This window comes from Arthrobacter sp. Y3225209 (assembly GCF_059090685.1).
In genome coordinates this window covers 39319-56834 of the sequence record NZ_JBNHFW010000014.1, presented here as the reverse complement: position 1 = coordinate 56834, position 17516 = coordinate 39319, and the positions used below count along the sequence as shown (strand labels likewise).

At 65.6% G+C, this 17516-nt stretch carries 12 protein-coding genes and 1 pseudogene; 8 read left to right on the top strand and 5 right to left on the bottom strand.

The window, feature by feature from the left end:
- The first annotated feature begins 8 nt into the window (after positions 1 to 8).
- From ftsR to AC5RVB_RS09550, 3 genes are all read left to right on the top strand, one after another.
- Entirely contained in the window at positions 9 to 758 is a 750-nt protein-coding gene (gene ftsR, locus AC5RVB_RS09560) for a transcriptional regulator FtsR (protein WP_227902319.1), read from the top strand.
- A gap of 3 nt (positions 759 to 761) precedes the next feature.
- Positions 762 to 1262, top strand: coding sequence for a bifunctional nuclease family protein (locus AC5RVB_RS09555; protein ID WP_227902318.1), 501 nt, complete (start codon positions 762 to 764; stop codon positions 1260 to 1262).
- Between the two features lie 186 nt (positions 1263 to 1448).
- The gene (locus AC5RVB_RS09550; protein WP_227902317.1) at positions 1449 to 2030 is read left to right on the top strand and encodes a MerR family transcriptional regulator; all 582 of its coding nucleotides are present in this window, start codon (positions 1449 to 1451) and stop codon (positions 2028 to 2030) included.
- 87 nt (positions 2031 to 2117) lie between these two features.
- Here the strand turns inward: AC5RVB_RS09550 and AC5RVB_RS09545 are convergent, their stop codons facing one another.
- Positions 2118 to 2960 (bottom strand): ParA family protein, encoded by an 843-nt coding sequence (locus AC5RVB_RS09545; RefSeq protein WP_494142571.1) that lies wholly within the window; start codon positions 2958 to 2960, stop codon positions 2118 to 2120.
- A 263-nt stretch (positions 2961 to 3223) separates the two neighbouring features.
- Between AC5RVB_RS09545 and AC5RVB_RS09540 the strand changes: the two genes are divergently transcribed.
- Both AC5RVB_RS09540 and AC5RVB_RS09535 read left to right on the top strand, forming a co-directional pair.
- The gene (locus AC5RVB_RS09540) at positions 3224 to 6622 is read left to right on the top strand and encodes a pyruvate carboxylase (protein ID WP_494142570.1); all 3399 of its coding nucleotides are present in this window, start codon (positions 3224 to 3226) and stop codon (positions 6620 to 6622) included.
- A 27-nt stretch (positions 6623 to 6649) separates the two neighbouring features.
- A complete protein-coding gene (locus tag AC5RVB_RS09535; protein ID WP_494142569.1) occupies positions 6650 to 8077 on the top strand; it encodes a mycothione reductase in 1428 nt (475 codons plus the stop codon).
- A 36-nt stretch (positions 8078 to 8113) separates the two neighbouring features.
- Here AC5RVB_RS09535 and AC5RVB_RS09530 read toward each other — a convergent pair whose 3' ends face one another.
- Positions 8114 to 9922, bottom strand: coding sequence for an AMP-dependent synthetase/ligase (locus tag AC5RVB_RS09530; protein ID WP_227902313.1), 1809 nt, complete (start codon positions 9920 to 9922; stop codon positions 8114 to 8116).
- 236 nt (positions 9923 to 10158) lie between these two features.
- On the opposite strand from AC5RVB_RS09530, the gene AC5RVB_RS09525 reads away from it, so the two are divergent.
- Positions 10159 to 11139 (top strand): ROK family glucokinase, encoded by a 981-nt coding sequence (locus AC5RVB_RS09525; RefSeq protein ID WP_227902349.1) that lies wholly within the window; start codon positions 10159 to 10161, stop codon positions 11137 to 11139.
- 26 nt (positions 11140 to 11165) lie between these two features.
- Here the strand turns inward: AC5RVB_RS09525 and AC5RVB_RS09520 are convergent, their stop codons facing one another.
- Positions 11166 to 11687, bottom strand: a complete 522-nt coding sequence (locus AC5RVB_RS09520) for a hypothetical protein (protein ID WP_494142568.1) — start codon at positions 11685 to 11687, stop codon at positions 11166 to 11168.
- Complete coding sequence (locus AC5RVB_RS09515) at positions 11684 to 12448, bottom strand: alpha/beta hydrolase (RefSeq protein ID WP_494142567.1); 765 nt, start codon at positions 12446 to 12448, stop codon at positions 11684 to 11686. Before AC5RVB_RS09515 ends, AC5RVB_RS09520 begins: the two co-directional genes overlap by 4 nt.
- A gap of 166 nt (positions 12449 to 12614) precedes the next feature.
- On the opposite strand from AC5RVB_RS09515, the pseudogene AC5RVB_RS09510 reads away from it, so the two are divergent.
- Positions 12615 to 13295, top strand: a pseudogene (locus AC5RVB_RS09510) (lysophospholipid acyltransferase family protein); the annotation flags it as partial.
- A gap of 467 nt (positions 13296 to 13762) precedes the next feature.
- A complete protein-coding gene (locus tag AC5RVB_RS09505; protein ID WP_227928052.1) occupies positions 13763 to 15163 on the top strand; it encodes a class II 3-deoxy-7-phosphoheptulonate synthase in 1401 nt (466 codons plus the stop codon).
- A gap of 124 nt (positions 15164 to 15287) precedes the next feature.
- Here AC5RVB_RS09505 and AC5RVB_RS09500 read toward each other — a convergent pair whose 3' ends face one another.
- The gene (locus AC5RVB_RS09500; RefSeq protein WP_494142566.1) at positions 15288 to 17474 is read right to left on the bottom strand and encodes a Stk1 family PASTA domain-containing Ser/Thr kinase; all 2187 of its coding nucleotides are present in this window, start codon (positions 17472 to 17474) and stop codon (positions 15288 to 15290) included.
- Positions 17475 to 17516: the final 42 nt, after the last annotated feature.

Sequence of the window (17516 nt, the reverse complement as noted above, 5' to 3'; positions counted from 1 at the left end):
TAGTAGACATGTCAGCATCACAGTCCGTCAGGCGTACCCCCGGACCGGAGCGGCTGCGCGGCAGGGTGCTGAACATTGGCGAGGTCCTCGGCGAGCTGAGCGGTGATTTTCCGGCCATCAGTGCGTCCAAGATCCGTTTCCTCGAGGAAAAGGGTCTGGTAACGCCCCAGCGCACCGCGGCTGGCTACCGCAAGTACACCACGGCGGACGTTGAACGGCTCCGGTTTGTCCTGGCGCTTCAGCGGGACCAGTACCTGCCGTTGAAGGTCATCAAGGACTATCTTGACGCCATCGACCGGGGTGAACGTCCCGAGTCGCTGCCCGGCGGAATGTCCCTTGCCCCGCGTGCGGTGTCGGACCAGCTGGCCGGAGAACTAGCGGCACGCGCCCGTGCCCGGACACTGACCTTCGCGGAACTGGTCCGGGAATCCGGCGCCAGCAGTGACCTTGTGCACAGCCTCGCCAGCTACGGGCTGATTAATGCCACGGATGAACGCTATGACGAACATGCGCTCAAGGTGGCGAAGGCCTGTGTCCAGCTTGAGGCCCACGGCATCGAGCCCCGCCACCTGCGCCCATTCCGGGCGGCCGCCGACCGTGAGCTGGGACTGGTGGAACGCGTGGTCGCCCCCGTTGCCTCCCGCCGCGACGTGGCGTCCAAGGCACGTGCCGCTGAAACAGCCCGCGAGATCAGTGACCTGTGCCTGAGCCTGCACAGCGCTCTGGTCCAGGGCCAAATCGCCCGGATGGAGGCCTAACCCATGCAGGAAATCGAAGTAGTGGGCGTGCGGATTGAACTGCCATCCAACCAGCCGCTGGTCCTCCTGAAGGAAATCAACGGGGAACGGCACCTGCCCATCTGGATCGGAGCACCCGAGGCCAGCGCCATCGCCTTTGTGCAGCAGGGGATAGTTCCGCCGCGGCCGATGACCCATGACCTGCTCGTGAACCTGATCCGGGCCCTGAAGCGCACCGTCACCCAGGTCCGGCTGATCTCGGTGGAGGACACCGTCTTCCACGCGGAGATTGTCTTTGAGGACGGCACGGCAGTGAATTCCCGGGCTTCGGACGCCATAGCCGTTGCGCTGCGGGTGCCCTGCCCGATCTACTGCGCGGATGCAGTGCTTGACGAGGCCGGAGTGCGGATTGCGGAGACCGACGAGTCCGAGGCCAGCGAAGAAGAGCAGGACAACGCGGAACAGGAGATGCGGCAGTTCCGTGAATTCCTGGCCGATGTTGAACCCGAGGACTTCGAGCACTAACGGATTACCTGCCCGGCTCCGACACGCCGCGGCAAAAACCCCTGCGTCTTTGACCTTGGTGCCAGTCGGTTCTAACGTCGAAGCATAGAGTTCCCATTGCATCGGGGGAGTTCTCGGGGGAGACTGAAAACCCCGATTGCTCCGGCCCGTGCCGACCCCCAGGGGAACCGTTATTAGGAGGCACACGTGAGTCCGAAAGGCGACGCCGGCGAGCGTGCCGGTGTACCAGGGAGCATCCCGCCCCACAGTGCCCAGGGCTTGCTGTTCACCGAAGACCTTCCCGTCCTGGACGAGGACGCCGGGTACCGCGGCCCTACAGCCTGCAAGGCGGCCGGCATCACCTACCGCCAGCTGGATTACTGGGCGCGGACGGGACTCGTTGAGCCGGCCGTGCGGGGTGCCGCAGGCTCCGGCACCCAGCGCCTCTACAGCTTCCGGGACATTCTTGTCCTGAAGGTGGTTAAGCGCCTCCTGGATACCGGGGTGTCCCTCCAGCAGATCCGTACCGCAGTGGAACACCTGCGGGAACGCGGCGTCGAGGACCTGGCCCAGATCACCCTGATGAGTGACGGTGCAAGCGTGTACGAGTGCACCTCCGCAGATGAAGTCATTGACCTGGTGCAGGGCGGCCAGGGCGTATTCGGCATTGCCGTGGGCCGTGTCTGGCGTGAAGTGGAGGGCAGCCTCGCCCAGCTGCCCAGCGAGCACGTCAACGAGTTTCCCGGAGACGAACTGAGCCAGCGGCGTATCGCCCGCAAAATCAGCTAGCCAGGGAAAGAACCGGCCACAGAAGCCTTAGACAAAAGGAAGGGCACCCCGCGGGGTGCCCTTCCTTTTTGTCAGTCTGCGCAGCTGTTAGCCCACGGGCCGGCGCATCACACGGTTGCGCACGCTGCCGGTATCCATCAGGTTCTTGACCAGGGCATCAAAAGTACCCGCAGCCTGCTTGGCGGATTCGCCCGGCCAGTGGTGGACCGAATGCGCGGCACCCTGGATCTGCTGCCAGTTGGCCTGTTCGGCGATGGTCGGGCTCAGCAGGAGATCGCCGAACATCTGCTTCATCTCGGCCAGGCGGAACACATGCTCGTTGGAACTGGGCCGGACCCGGTTGGCGATGATGCCAGCGGGGGCCAGATTCGGTGCGAACTCTTCCCTGAACAGGTCCAGGGCACGCATGGTCCGTTCGGTGCCGGCTACTGAGAAGAGGCCGGGCTCGGCAACTAGCAGGACGCGGTTGCTGGCCGTCCACGCCATCCGGGTCAGGCCGTTCAGGGACGGCGGGCAGTCGATCAGGACCAGGCCGTAGCCGGTGACCCGGGACAGCAGGTTGGTCAGGCGCCGAAGGTCGCGTTTGCCGAGGTCGGGGCGGTCATAGATCCCCGAGTAGGCGGAACCCATGGCCACGTCCAGGACAGGTTTCCGGTCCGCCGGGTTCTTGGCGAGCCGGCGGGCGTTTTCCACCCAGCCGCTGGGTACCACCTGGTCGGCCAGCTGCACCCGGCGGGGGTTGCGAAGCATTTCGCCGATGCCAAGCTGGCTGCCGGCGCTGACACCCAGGCCGGTGGTCGCATCTGCATGCGGGTCCAGGTCCACGACGAGCGTCGGAATGCCTGCGGCCAGCGCGGCGGATGCCAGGCCCAGCGTGACGGAGGTTTTACCGACGCCGCCCTTCAGGCTGCTGATGCTCACTACTTGCACTTGTTGAACCAAAACCTAACGTGTCTAGGGATCACTGGAGGCTGCACCCTCATTCTATGTGACGGACGCCTGTTACCTTGGCAGCGCCCTTTTGCAGGGGTGGCGCTTACACTGGTGGCACACTGTGATATCCACCACGGCGGTTCCGTGCTGCGCCTACCGGCTGCAGCCGGTATTTTTCACGCTTGCCCGCAACTGCCGTGGGTAAAATCCGTTAATGGCGGTACTGTCCTGGTGCCCCACCGCAACGATGCAGGAGACCCATGTTCTCGAAGATATTGGTAGCGAACCGGGGCGAAATCGCCATTCGGGCGTTCCGTGCCGCGTATGAGCTCGGTGCGAAGACGGTGGCCGTGTTTCCCCACGAGGACCGGAACTCCATTCACCGGCAGAAGGCCGACGAGGCCTACCTGATCGGCGAGGAGGGCCACCCGGTCCGGGCGTACCTGGATGTGGATGAAATCATCCGGGTGGCCAAGGAATCCGGCTGCGACGCGATCTATCCCGGGTACGGCTTCCTGTCCGAGAACTCGCATCTGGCCCGGGCTGCAGCCGACGCCGGCATCACCTTTGTGGGGCCGGCGGCGGACATTCTGGAGCTGGCCGGGCATAAGGTGCACGCGCTGAACGCCGCCAGGGAAGCCGGCATCCCGGTTCTGCGGTCCACGGCGCCGAGCGCAGACCCCGACGAGCTGCTGGCGGAGGCTGACGCCATCGGTTTCCCGATCTTCGTCAAGGCCGTGGCCGGCGGCGGCGGACGCGGCATGCGGCGGGTGGACAGCAAGGACAAGCTGCCCGAAGCCCTCGCCGCGGCGATGCGGGAGGCGGAAACCGCCTTCGGCGACCCCACGGTGTTCCTCGAGCAGGCAGTCCTTCGGCCCCGGCACATTGAGGTTCAGATCCTCGCGGATGCTGAAGGCAACATCGTGCACCTGTTCGAGCGGGACTGCTCACTGCAGCGCCGGCACCAGAAGGTGGTGGAAATTGCCCCCGCACCGAACCTGGATGAGAACATCCGCCAGGCTCTGTACCGGGATGCGGTGAAGTTCGCCAAGGCGCTGAAATACGTGAATGCGGGCACCGTGGAGTTCCTCGTGGATACGGTGGGCGAGCGGGCCGGCCAGCACGTGTTCATTGAAATGAACCCGCGCGTGCAGGTGGAACACACCGTCACCGAGGAAATCACCGACGTCGATATTGTCCAGTCCCAGCTGCGCATCGCAGCCGGGGAAACGCTGGCTGATCTGGGCCTGTTCCAGGATGAGCTGCAGATCCGCGGGGCCGCCCTGCAGTGCCGCATCACCACCGAGGACCCCGCCAACGGGTTCCGGCCCGACGTCGGCCGGATCAGCGCCTACCGCTCAGCCGGTGGCGCCGGGGTGCGGCTCGACGGCGGCACCGTATACGCCGGCGCGGAAATCAGCCCGCACTTTGACTCCATGCTGGTGAAACTGACGTGCCGTGGCCGGACCTACCCGGTGGCCGTGAACCGTGCCCGCCGGGCACTTGCGGAGTTCCGGATCCGCGGTGTCGCCACCAATATCTCCTTCCTGCAGGCCGTGCTGGATGATCCGGACTTTGTCGCCGGAGATGTGGCGACGTCCTTCATCGAGGAGCGCCCGGAACTGCTTAATGCCCGCGGTTCAGCAGATCGCGGTACCAAGCTGCTGAACTGGCTTGCTGACGTCACAGTTAATAAGCCGCATGGAGAAGCAGTGCTGCACAGCGACCCGGCGGAGAAGCTTCCCGCCGACCTGCCGGAAGCACGGCCGGGCTCACGGCAGCGGCTGCTTGAACTGGGGCCGGAAGGCTTCGCCGCAGACCTTCGGCAGCGCACCGCCCTGGCGGTCACGGACACCACGTTCCGGGACGCCCACCAGTCCCTGCTCGCCACGCGGGTCCGTACCCGGGACCTGACTGCAGCAGCTCCGGCGGTAGCTGCGCTGACGCCCGAACTGTTCTCCGTGGAAGCCTGGGGCGGTGCCACTTACGATGTTGCGCTCCGCTTCCTCGGCGAAGACCCATGGGAACGTTTGGCCGCGCTGCGCCACGAACTGCCCAACGTCTGCATCCAGATGCTGCTGCGCGGACGGAACACGGTGGGCTACACGCCCTACCCCACGGAAGTCACCGAGGCATTCGTGGAAGAGGCAGCCGCCACCGGTGTTGATATCTTCCGGATCTTCGATGCACTTAATGACGTCTCGCAGATGGAACCGGCCATCCGGGCGGTGCGGAACACGGGAACCGCGGTAGCCGAGGTTGCCCTCTGCTACACCGGTGACCTTCTGGACCCCAAGGAAGAGCTCTACACGCTGGACTACTACCTGGATCTGGCCCAGCGTATGGTCGACGCCGGCGCCCACATCCTGGCTATCAAGGACATGGCCGGCCTGCTGCGCCCGGCTGCTGCCGCCAAGCTTGTCTCCGCCCTGCGGGAACGCTTTGACCTGCCGGTACACCTGCATACCCATGACACCGCAGGCGGCCAGCTGGCCACCCTGCTGGCGGCAGCGGACGCCGGGGTGGACGCCGTGGACGTGGCCAGCGCCCCGCTGGCCGGAACCACCAGCCAGCCCTCCATGTCCTCGCTGGTGGCATCACTGACCAATACCGACAGGGACACCGGTATCAGCCTGGACGCGGTGGGCGCCTTGGAACCGTACTGGGAAGCCGTCCGCCGGGTGTACTCACCCTTCGAGTCCGGTCTGGCCGGCCCCACCGGGCGGGTGTACCGGCACGAAATCCCCGGCGGCCAGCTGTCCAACCTCCGCCAGCAGGCCATTGCCCTGGGACTGGGGGAGCGGTTCGAAGCCATCGAGGATATGTACACTGCCGCGGACCGCATTCTCGGCCGCCTGGTGAAGGTCACGCCCTCCTCGAAGGTAGTGGGGGATCTGGCCCTGCAGCTGGTCGGATCGAACGTCTCCCCGGAGGACTTTGAAGAGAACCCGCAGAATTACGACATTCCCGATTCGGTGATCGGCTTCCTGAGCGGCGAACTGGGCGACCCTCCCGGAGGCTGGCCGGAACCCTTCCGGACCAAGGCGCTGCAGGGCCGGAAGGTCAGGGCACGCGACGTCGAACTCACCGAGGTGGACAGGGCGGGACTGAACGCGGATTCGGCAACCCGGCAGGAAACGCTCAACCGCCTGCTTTTCGCCGGCCCCGCCAAGGAGTTCGCCACTGTCCGGGAAACCTACGGCGACGTGTCCGTGCTGGAAACACGTGACTACCTGTACGGGCTGCGCCGTGGGGAAGAGCACGTTATTGAACTCGAAAAGGGCGTGCGCCTGATAGCCACGCTCGACGCCGTATCTGAACCGGATGAGAAGGGAATGCGGACGGTCATGACCACGCTGAACGGGCAGATGCGCCCGGTCCTGGTGCGGGACCGCAGCATTGAGACCTCGGAGAAATCAGCGGAGCGGGCGGATCCGGCCGAGCCCGGACATGTCGCAGCGCCGTTCGCCGGCGCGGTGACTGTCACGGTCAAGGAGGGCACCGAAGTTGCTGCGGGTGAGACGGTTGCCACCATTGAGGCCATGAAGATGGAGGCCTCCATTACGGCACCGATCGCCGGCACCATCGAACGGGTGGCCATTTCGCAGGTGGAACAGGTCCAGGGCGGTGATTTGCTGCTGGTGATCACCCCTAAGTGAAATCCCCAGGCTGAGTAGACTGATGGCGTGACCCATTTTGATCTCGCCATCATCGGCTCAGGCTCCGGCAATTCACTGATCACCCCTGACTGGGACGGTAAGCGGGTGGCGGTCATCGACGGAGGAACGTTCGGGGGTACCTGCCTGAACGTCGGGTGCATTCCCACCAAGATGTTTGTGTATCCCGCCCAGCTGGCGGCCGCCGTGAGCGACGGCGCCCGGCTGGGCGTGGATGCGCCGCTGGCCGGGGTGCGCTGGCGTGATATCCGGGACCGGATTTTTACCCGCATAGACGCCATCTCGGAGGGTGGCAGGCGTTACCGGGCCGAAGAGCTGGAGAACGTCACGCTGTACAGCGAATACGTCCGCTTCACTTCGCCGCATTCCCTGGTCACCGCTACCGGTGAGAAAATCACCGCCGATCAGATAGTGGTGGCTGCCGGCTCACGCCCGGTCCTGCCCGACACCCCGGGCATGGACCTGCCACAGGTGCACACCTCCGATACCGTCATGCGCGTGGATGAGCTGCCACGCCGGGTGCTCATCATCGGCGGCGGGTACATCGCCGCGGAGTTCGGGTTCGTCTTCGCTGCCTTCGGTACGGAGGTGACCGTTGCAGTCCGTTCGGGGGCGATGCTGCGTTCGCTGGACGAGACAGTATCCGAGCGCTTCACCGCCGAAGCGGCCAAGCAGTGGAACCTGCAGTTGAACACCACGGTGGACTCGCTCAAGGAAAACGCTGACGGTTCCGTGCACGTGGTGCTTTCCGGGCCGGCAGGAACGCAGGAACTCGACGTGGACCTGGTGCTTGCAGCCACCGGACGGGTGCCGAATACGGACCGCCTGGACGTAGCTGCAGCCGGTTTTGATACCCGGAAGGACGGCCGGCTGGCCGTGGACGGGTACGGCCGGGTGCTGTCCTCCGGCGCCCCGGTCCCCGGTGTCTGGGCGCTGGGGGATGTCAGCAGCGACTACCAGCTCAAGCACGTTGCCAACCACGAGGCACGGGTGGTTTCACATAACCTGGTCCATCCGGATGACCTGCGGAAGGCGGATCACCGCTTTGTCCCGGCCGCCGTCTTCAGCAGCCCGCAGATTGCCAGTGTGGGAATGACGGAGGAAGAGGCCTGCACCGATACTGAGGCCCGCGGCGTGGAACTGGCGCTGGCCGTGCAGGAATACGGCTCGACGGCGTATGGCTGGGCCATGGAGGACTCCACCGGTTTCGTGAAACTGCTGGCGGAGAAGGAGAGCGGACGCCTGCTCGGCGCGCACATCATGGGCCATGAGGCGTCCATGCTGATCCAGCCGCTCATCCAGGCTATGGAGTTCGGTCTGGATGCGGCCACCATGGCCCGGGGCCAGTACTGGATTCACCCGGCACTGACCGAGGTAGTGGAAAACGCCTTGCTGTCCCTGAAGACAACGGAAAAGCCGGGCAGGAACCGCCTCTAGTCGAGGGGCCGCTGCCCGGCTTCAAGCCGTGCAGGATCAGACGCGCTGACCGCTGTAGATGTCGTCGATGACCTCCGAGAAGTCCCGCAGCACCTGGGCGCGCTTGATCTTCAGGGACGGGGTCAGGTGCCCGCTGGTCTCGGTGAAGTCGGTGGGCACTACCCGGAAGACCTTGATGGCCTCAGCCTGGGAGACCTTCTTGTTGGCCCGGTCCACAATGCCCTGCAGTTCCGTCTGCAGTTCGTCAGTGGCGGCAACCTCGCTCACCGTCATGCCGGCGCGCAGCTTGTTCCGCTCCAGCCAGCCCGGAAGCGCCTCTTCATCGATGGTGATCAGTGCGGAGATGAACGGCTTGGCATCGCCCACCACCACACACTGGGAGACGATGGCGCTGGACCGGATGGAATCCTCCAGCTGGGACGGCACTACGTTCTTGCCGCCGGCCGTCACGATGATTTCCTTCTTGCGGCCGGTGATCTTCAGGAAGCCGTCGGCATCAAGCTCGCCGATATCGCCGGTGTGGAACCAGCCGTCGGTGAAGGTTTCACCCATGAGGTCGGGGCGCTTGTAGTAGCCCTTCATAACGCTGATGCCCTTGGCGAGGATCTCACCGTCGTCGGCGATCCGGACACTGTTGCCGGGAAGCGGGGCACCCACCGTGCCCAGCTTGACCAGCTGCGGGGTGTTGGTAGTCAGCGGGGCAGTGGTCTCGGTGAGGCCGTAGCCTTCCAGGACCAGCAGCCCGATGCCATGGAAGAAGTGTCCCAGACGCTCACCCAGGGGCGCTCCGCCGGAGACGGCGTACTCCACCCGGCCGCCCATGGCCTCGCGGATCTTTCCGTACAGCAGCCGGTCGAACAGGGCGTGCTTGAGCTTCAGGCCCAGCGGCACCTTTCCTTCCTGCTTGGCCTTGGACCATTCCACGGCGGTGGCAACGCCGGCATGGAAGATCTTGCCCTTGCCGCCGTCCTCGGCCTTGAGCATGGAGGCGTTGAAGACCTTTTCCAGTACGCGGGGGACCACCAGGATGAAGGTCGGTTTGAAACTCTGCAGATCGGGGAGCAGGTTCTTGACGTCCGGTGTATGCGCCACCGTGGCGCCGGTGGCCACGCTAAGCACCGAAATGAACCGGGCCAGCACGTGTGCCAGCGGGAGGAACATGATGGTCTGGGACCCTTCGCGGGCCACTTCGGGCTCGGCGAGCTCGGAGTTTTTGGACAGGTTCACGAAGTTGCCGTGCGTGAGCTCGCAGCCCTTGGGCTTACCCGTGGTGCCGGAGGTGTAGATGATGGTGGCGAGGTCATCCATGTGGGCCGTGGCCCGCCGGGCGTCGAGATCCTCGTCACTGATCGAGGCGCCTGCAGTCCGCAGTGTGTCGAGGCCGCCGCCGTCGATCTGCCAGACGTTGGCAACCCCTGAGAGGTCCTCGTCTGCTGCAGCCTGACGGACAATGTTCTCGTGCCGCGGAGCCTCCACCACAATGCCGACGGCACCGGAGTCGCTGAGGATCCAGGCGACCTGTGAAGGGGAGGAGGTCTCGTACACCGGAACGGAGACGGCTCCGGCGAACCAGAGGGCGAAGTCCACCAGGGTCCACTCGTACCGGGTGCGGGACATAATGGCGACCCGGTCGCCTGCCTTCACGCCGGAGGCCATAAAGCCCTTCGCGAGGGCGCTGACATCCTTGGTGAACTCCGTGGCGCTGATCCGCTGCCACTCACCCTGCCCGTCCCGTACGGCAAAAAGTGCCGGATTGCTCGGCTTTGCTGCCTGGTCCAGCAGCATGTTGGTGATGTTTGTCTGCGGCGGGGATTCCGCTAGGACGGGAACGCTGAATTCTCGCACGATAGCTCCTTTGATATCCGGGTGGGCCCGTAGGCACTGCCAGCCTATAACCTAGATCACACTCTTGTACCCGTCGGTAACCTTGCGGATCTATAACTTTTGCGTCACCGCTCTTGCTGTTTCCTTAGAATAGGTTTCTGATGCCTCCCTTAACGCCAGTTTCCGTGCCCCGTTCCGTTCCCACACCCCTGCAGCGCCGTCTCGGCCCTGCCGAGCCCTTCCGGGGCGGCCGGCCCATGCGGCTGCACAACCGGATGCGGCGGCGCGGCCTGGCCATCGGCATCGACATCGGCGGAACCAAGGTAGCGGCCGGCCTGGTGGACGGGAACGGCAGAGTCCTGAAACAGGCACGCCGCTCCACTCCCGGTCATGACCCCCGGGAGGTCGAGGCCGTGATTGTGGACCTGGTCCGTGAACTCTCCGCGGAGCACCACGTATGGTCGGTGGGCATCGGCGCGGCCGGCTGGATGGATCTGGCCGGCAGCACGGTCCTGTTCAGCCCGCACCTGGCCTGGCGCAATGAGCCGCTGCGCGAGAATCTCGAGCGGCTGCTGCGCCGCCGGGTTTTCCTTGTCAACGACGCCGACGGTGCTGCCTGGGCGGAGTACCGCTTCGGTGCGGGTGCCGGTGAGTCCCGGCTGGTCTGCGTGACCCTGGGAACAGGGATCGGCGGTGCCATGGTGCTGGACGGGCGGCTGGAGCGCGGCCGGTTTGGGGTGGCGGGGGAGTTTGGCCACCAGATCATCATGCCGGGCGGGCACCGCTGCGAATGCGGAAACCGCGGCTGCTGGGAGCAGTACGCCTCGGGCAACGCGCTGGGCAGGGAGGCACGTGAACTTGCGGCCGCCAACTCACCGGTGGCGCAGGAGCTTCTCCGTGCCGTGGACGGCAATACGGACGCGGTGACGGGGGCCGTAGTGACCCGCCTGGCATTGGAAGGTGATGCGGCGAGCATTGAGCTGCTGGATGAGGTGGGCCAATGGCTGGGACTTGGCCTGGCGAACCTGGCAGCCGCCCTGGACCCGGGAATGTTCGTTATTGGCGGCGGACTGAGCGACGCCGGGGATCTGCTCCTTGAACCTGCACGCCGATCCTTTGCCCGGAACCTGACCGGCCGGGGTTTCCGGCCCGCAGCGAGGATGGAACGCGCCGCGATGGGTCCGGCAGCAGGAATGATCGGTGCCGCGGACCTCTCGCGGATCGCCACACGCCGCTAGGCCGGACGCGGACCCGGCCGGACCGCCTAGACCTCGGCGCCGTCGTCGTTCTCGTCGCGATGCGAGGGGAGCCGGAACAGCAGGTACGCCGCCGAGCCGGCGAAGACGGCGATGGTCCCCAGCACAACGGCCAGCGGCGCCCCGCGCCAGAGCATCGCGAATAGCAGAAGCATCAGCGGCCCGCCCAGTGCGCCGATCCAGGCCAGCACCACCAGCGGTTCGCCGCTGCCCAGGGGTGGTGGTTCCGGGGGAGTGAACCCGCCGTCGTCCTCGTCCTCCTCCGGCGCCGCGTAGTCCCGCGGGCCGGTCATCGGGAGCGGCTGGTTCTCGAAGATGGCCCGGGTCCGCTCGGCGGGTGAGCCGGCCGGGCCCGGACCGGGAACGCCGGCCTGTTGTCCGGGGCCGGGGTCCTCCTGCGGAGCAGGGGATTCCCGGTCGCCGCCGTCGCGGCTGGTTTCGCCGGCATCCATGTGCTCCAGCCGGGCGACCAGGTCCCGCCAGACTTCCTCGTCGGTGGATTCATTGTGCTCCGGTTCGCGGTCGCTCATGAGCGGACTCCGGTGCTCACCCGTTGGATGAAACTCTGGGACTGTTCGAAGATCAGCGGCGCATCATGATCCATGGTGGCCACGTGGTAGCTGTTCTCCAGCGGAACCACCTCAAGGTCCGCGTTGACAAGCCCGGCGCGCAGCACATCCATGCTGGACTCGGGGACAATCGCATCCACCCGGGACCGGAAGGCGAGGACCGGTGCGGTCACCTCCGGCAGCGAAGCAGCGGTGTCGCGGAAAAGCCGTCCCAACTGCTGTACTGCCGCTACCGGAGTCCGCGGGTATGCCCCTTCGTCCTGCCCCTCCAGCCGGATGTCGTTGCCGATGGCCGGAACGGATCGGAGCACGTATTTGAGCAGCCCCGAATAGCGTGCCCGCGGGTCGCCGATGGTCAGGCCGGGGTTAACGACGACGACGCCCGCCACCGGTTGCTTCGCGGCCAGCCGCAGTGCCAGCGCGCCTCCCATTGACAGTCCTGCCGCAACGACGGTTCCGGTCCGCTCCCGCAGGGAGTAGTAGGCCTGCTCATATTCCCCGTACCACCGCTGCCAGGGTGTCCGTGCCAGTTCCTGCCAGGTGGTGCCGTGTCCGGGCAGCAGTGGCAGACTGACCGCGTAGCCCTGATCCGCCAGGTGCCGGGCCCAGGCGGCCAGGCTCACCGGGGAGCCGGTGAAGCCGTGGCTCAGGAGCACGCCCACGCCGGCATTGGGGCCGTGTCCCGCATAGTGAAAGGCGTCAGCGCCCGGGAGGGAAGTCATATCTCTATGGTTGCATTGCGGGGAGCATTTTCCACCCCGCAGGGAGCAAACTATTAGGGGGCGCGCACGCCGGAAATTCACCTGCGGCGCGCAGCCCGCATACAGTAGAGTCTGCGGAACCAACAGGTTCCCTAGTTTTGTTTGTCCGGACGGGAGATCAGGCCGCGTGTTCTATTGGGTGATGAAGACGATATTCATCGGGCCGGTGGTAAATCTTCTCTTCAGGCCCTGGGTGAAGGGGATGAACAACATTCCCGAGTCCGGTCCGGCAGTCCTGGTGAGTAACCACCTCTCCTTCTCCGACTCGATCTTCCTGCCGCTGGCTGTGCCCCGCCCGGTGAGCTTCCTGGCGAAGAGCGACTACTTCAACGGCAAGGGCATCAAGGGCAAGCTCACTGCGGCGTTCTTCCGGCTCGCCAACCAGCTGCCCATGGACCGTTCCGGTGGTGCAGCCTCCGCGAGCTCCCTGAAAGCCGGGGTAGACGTGCTGGAAAACGGCGGACTGCTGGGTATCTACCCCGAGGGCACGCGCAGCCCTGACGGACGCCTCTACCGCGGCAAAACCGGGGTGGCCAAGCTGGTCCTCTCCACCGGTGTCCCGGTGATCCCGGTTGCCATGATCGGTACCGATAAGGTCCAGCCGATTGGACGCCGGATCCCCAACATCCGTCGTATCGGCATCATTGTCGGCGAGCCGCTGGATTTCTCCCGGTATGCCGGGCTGGAGAATGACCGCTTCATCCAGCGTTCGGTAACCGACGAGATCATGTATGAACTCATGCGCCTGTCCGGCCAGGAATACGTAGACGTATACGCCAGCACCGTCAAGGAAAAGAACGCCGCACGGAAAGGCGGCAAGGCTGCCGAGGCCCGCGGCGCCGCGGTCCGTCTCGGGACTGCTCCGGCGGGAACCGACGCCCGTACCACTCAGGACACTTCCGCCGGCGATGTGCCCGTGGAGGACGGCGAAAAGCTGCCCGGCACGGTAACCGTGATCGGGTCCAAGGCCGCCGGTTCGGATGAGGCGCCTAAAGACGTGACGGCGGACCGTAAGGGAAAGAAGGCAGCACGCGGTGCGCGTGCCGGAAAGCGCCGTACATCCCAGCTCGCCGCGGACATCACCGGCTCCGGTGCGGACAAGACGTCCGGTGCGGACGGGGCCTCCGGCGCCGACAACGGCAGCGCACCCGCTGAACAGGGCCGCAGGCCGCACTCGGCATAGTCCTGTTCTTCCCGGCCCTGTTTACGTTGCACGGCATCCGGCGAATATGACGCGCTTATTTGTTCCGGGCGGGCAGCCAGTAGGCTTAAGCCGTGACCAACACACCCGTAAACAGCGATTCCCTTCCAACCACGCTCTCCGGTGCGGCCGCTACTGCTGCCAGCCATCCGGAACTGGATAACTGGCGTTCCCTGCCTATTGCCCAGCAGCCCACCTGGCAGGACGATCCCGGGTATAGCGCGGCAATCGCGGAACTTTCCATGGTCCCGCCGCTGGTCTTTGCCGGTGAAGTGGACGTGCTCCGTTCCCGTCTGGCCGAGGCCGCGCAGGGCAAGGCATTCCTCCTCCAGGGCGGGGACTGCGCCGAGACCTTCGAGGCCGCCACTGCGGACAAGATCAGTGCCCGTGTGCGCACGCTGCTGCAGATGGCTGTGGTGCTCACCTACGGCGCCTCGGTGCCGGTGATCAAGATGGGCCGGATGGCTGGCCAGTTCGCCAAGCCCCGCTCATCCAATGACGAAACCCGCAACGGTGTCACCCTGCCTGCCTACCGCGGCGATATGGTCAACGGCTTCGAGTTCACCCCGGAGTCCCGCCGGCACAACCCGGCCCGGATGGTGCGGGCGTACCACACCTCCGCTTCCACGTTGAACCTGATCCGCGCCTTTACCCAGGGCGGGTTTGCCGACCTGCGGCTGGTGCACCACTGGAACAAGGGGTTCACCTCAAACCCTGCGCACTCCCGGTACGAGTCCCTGGCTCGCGAGATTGACCGGGCCGTCCGCTTTATGGATGCCTGCGGCGCAGACTTCGAGGCCCTGAAACGGGTGGAGTTCTTTGCCAGCCATGAAGCGCTGCTGTTGGATTACGAGCGCGCCCTGACCCGCGTGGATTCCCGCACCGGCCAGCCCTACGACACCTCCGGGCACTTCCTCTGGATCGGGGAGCGGACGAGGGATCTTGACGCCGCCCATGTGGACTTCCTCTCCAAGGTGCGCAATCCCATTGGCGTGAAGCTTGGCCCCAAGACCAGCCCCGAGGATGCCCTTGCCCTGATTGACAAGCTGGATCCGAACCGTGAACCGGGCCGGCTGACCTTTATCACCCGGATGGGAGCCAACAACATCCGGGAGAAGCTGCCCCCGCTGGTGGAGAAGGTCACCGCGTCCGGCGCGAAGGTCCTGTGGGTAACCGATCCGATGCACGGAAATACCGTGACGTCACCGAACGGCTACAAGACCAGGAACTTCGATGACGTTATGGACGAAGTCCGCGGCTTCTTTGAAGTGCATGATTCGCTGGGCACCTTCCCCGGCGGACTGCACGTGGAAATGACCGGTGACGACGTAGCCGAGTGCCTCGGCGGAGCAGATCCGGTTGATCAGGATGCCTTTGTCGAGGGCTACGAATCGGTCTGCGATCCGCGCCTGAACCACATGCAGTCCCTGGAAATGGCGTTCCTGGTTGCCGGAGCTCTTTCGCGCCGGAGCTAGTTTCAAAAACTGCAAGGGAGGGCTGCAGGAGATCCCGGATCTCCTGCAGCCCTCCCTTGTCTGTCCGGCCTGTTTGCCTGTCCGGTTGCTTTGCCTGTTTGGTGTGTTTGTCCGGGCGCAGGCGCTAGACGACCTTGAGGATCACGGTGGACCCTTCGGGTGCCGTTCCGGCGCCGGGGTCCTGGTCCCGGACCAGGCCCAGGAGGCCGCCGAGCAGGTTTTCCACCTGCACATTGAATCCCCGGCCTTCGAGGTCCGCCCGTGCTTCTTCGGCACGGCGGCCCACATAGTTCGGCACTTCGACCATCCGCGGTCCCAGCGAGATGGTCAGGGTCACGGTCTGGCCCCTCTCGAGCAGGCCGGCTTCGGGAGTCTGGGAAACGACGGCGCCGGCCGGCACAGTGGCGCTGTTGACCTTATCCGGGGCAACGGCGGCCGTGAGGCCTGAATCCTCAATGGCCTTGACCGCGGCTTCCTCGCTCTGACCGGTCACCGACGGAACCTCCACGGGGGCCGGGCCCTTGGAGACCGTGACATCCACCGTGGCACCGAGCCGGAGCATGGTGTCCGGGGTGGGCCGCTGGCTGATAATCGCACCGGCGGATACTGTTTCGCTGTATTCTTCCGTGACGCCACCGAGGGCCAGTTCGGCGTCTGCCAGGTCCGATTCCGCGGCATCCAGGCTGCGCTGGACGATGTTGGGTACCGCGAAGAGCTGGGGCCCTTTGGACACCAGCAGTGTGACGGGCCGGTAGCGGCGGACTTCCCCGGGAGCTGCCGGGTCGGTGCCGACGGCGAATCCGGCGGCGACTACTTCGTCATAGACCTCGGTGGTGGTGAAGTTCAGGCCGGCGCCGCCGAGCTGGTCGCCTGCCTCGTCAACGGAGGCATTGCTGACATCGGGAATGGACACCAGCGCGCCCGGGCCGGCGCCGAAGAACCAGCCGGCAAAGGCCGCAGCGCAAAGCAGCACCGTCAGCAGCAGGGCCAGCAGCACTCCCCGGCGCCCGCTCCTGCCGCTGCGCAGACCTACCTGCGGCCGGTGTGCCTGGCGGTCACTGTCGCGGAGCCGGTTGCGGTCAGCGCGCCTGGCGAGCCGGCGCTGCGCACGGGTGCCTGCCTGCTCATTACCGGTGCCGTCGTCGCCCTCATCGTCCTCACCATCCTCAAAGCCGTCGTGAGGATAACCGTCCGCAGCGCCGTCTCCGTCATCGCCGGCCGTTCCGAGTCCGCCGGGGAAAACCGTGGTGGCGTGTTCGCTGCGGCTGAGCACTTCGGTGTGGTTCGCGTCCCGCCCGGTATCGGAACCGTGGGGATCCTGGTCCAGGGCGGAGGCGTCAATGATGCTGGTGGGATCGGATGCCCCAATGACCTCCGTGGCACCGGCAGCGGCTCCGGAGCGGGAAAGAGCCTCTGTGGGCATGTCACCGGACGCGGAACCGGTGGTGCACCGGAAGTCCAGTTCCTCGTCAGTGAGGGTGGTGCGGATATGCCGGAGCTCACCCAGCAGCGCACGCCCGTTGACCGGACGTTCTTCGGGGTCCCGTGCCGTGCACCAGCGCACCAGCTCGTCCAGGTCCTCTGCGAGGCCGGGGCACAGGGTGGAGGGGGCCGGCACTGCCGAGTGCACGTGGGCAAAGGCGACCTGGATGGGTGAGTCGCCGGTGAAGGGCTGGCGTCCGGTCAGCATTTCATAAAGCAGGATGCCGGCTGAATAGACGTCGCTGCGTTCATCTCCGCCGTCGCCGGTCACCAGCTCCGGGGCGAGGTAGGCGACGGTTCCGACCAGGGTTCCGGTGTTGGTGCTGGTTGAGACGGCGCGGGCCAGGCCAAAGTCGGCGATCTTAATCCGGCCGTTGTCTGCCAGCAGCACGTTCTCGGGTTTGACGTCACGGTGGACCAGCCCGGCGTCGTGGGCCGCGGCCAGGCCCTCGACCACCGCGTCCATCAGTGCCAGCGCAAGCCGGGGAGACAGGGCATGGCGCTCGTCCAGCAGCCCACGAAGGGTCCGTCCGGGAACATACTCCATCACCAGATAGGCGAGGGAGTCGGTAATGCCCTGATCCAGCACGCCCACCACATGGGGGTGCGAAAGGCGTGCCGCGGACTTGGCTTCGCTCTCGAAACGCCGCAGGAAACCACGGTCGGCGGCCAGATGCGGGAACAGCACTTTCAGCGCTACGTCGCGGTCCAGCCGGCGGTCGGTGGCGAGGTAGACGCTGGACATGCCGCCGCGCGCGATCAGTGACCTGACGAAGTAGCGGTCATCCACCAGCGTGTCTACGAGGGAGTCTTTCACGGGATCATGCACTCTTCGATCCTAGTGGGGACAGCGGGAAGGGTCCGGATCGAC